Annotated in this window: 1 protein-coding gene; it reads right to left on the bottom strand. The window is 70.8% G+C overall.

All coding sequences use genetic code 11. From position 1 onward, the window contains the following. Positions 1-49: 49 nt before the first annotated feature. The coding region (locus CVM52_RS26100; RefSeq protein WP_172721107.1) for a YjbH domain-containing protein at positions 50-974 on the bottom strand (925 nt) is incomplete at its 5' end.

Below are 974 nucleotides of genomic sequence, written 5' to 3'. Positions count from 1 at the left end.
GAAAGCGCCAGCAGGAGCGCCAGCGCGGCGGCAAGAATCGCGCCGCGGCTCATTCCCAGACCCTCGCCCATTGCTCGTCCAGGGCCCGGGCATGGGCGGCGCGCACCTGCCCGTAAAGCCGCCCGGGCAGTTCCAGCTGCTGGCCGCCGTCGCGCTGGATCGGCCGGATGCCCAGGCCGACGCTGCGCCGCGTCGGCTTGCCCAGGAACCAGGTGACCGGGATGGAAAAGCGCACGCCCTTGTCGAAACTGCCCTCGCCGAACTGCTCGGCCGGCACGTCGGTCAGGGTGAAGAAGCCGCCCACCGCCCAGCCATTGGCAAAGGTGCGGTCCAGGCTGAAGGTGGCGCCCAGATCGCCGGCCAGATAGCGGCCGGCGGACAGCTGGGCGACATAGCCGCGCTGCATCTCCAGATAGGCCGAGGCATGGCCGGTGAGGATCGAATAGTCGCGCAGGCCGAGGCGCTGGTCATAGGCGCGCTGGCGCACATAGGCGGCCTCGGCCCCCAGCGCCAGCCGGCTCGACACCGGCTTCCACAACAGCTCGCCGGCCACCCCGGCATACATGCTTTCCAGATAGCCGGCCGAGGTGCGGGCATAGAGGTTGCGCCCCGGCCGCCATTGCCGGGCGGCATAGAGGTTCTTCAGCGTGGTCGCCGCCTGGGCATAGAGCGTCTGGTCGGTGCGCACATGCGGCAGGATCGAGTTCGACAGCCGCCCGTCCTTGACATTGCCGGCCAGCCGGTGGCGCAGGGCCCCGGCCAGCACCCAGCCCGGCGCCGGTTCATAGGCCAGGCTCAGCTCCAGCCCGACATCCATCCGCACCGGCTGGTCCGGGTCGAAATAGGAGGGTTCGAAATAGGGGCCCAGCCCCCAGGCGAAATTGGGATAGAGCCCGATGGCCGGCTGCGCGTCGCGCGGGGTCGGGCCGGCCTCGCCGGTGCCGGTGACCGCGCGCAGCGCCTCGCTGCTGTCG

Origin of the sequence: Pseudooceanicola lipolyticus (assembly GCF_002786325.1) — a bacterium.
GTDB lineage: Bacteria > Pseudomonadota > Alphaproteobacteria > Rhodobacterales > Rhodobacteraceae > Pseudooceanicola_C > Pseudooceanicola_C lipolyticus.
Note: the sequence above shows the minus strand (reverse complement) of the source record. Positions and strands in the feature narration are given on the sequence as shown.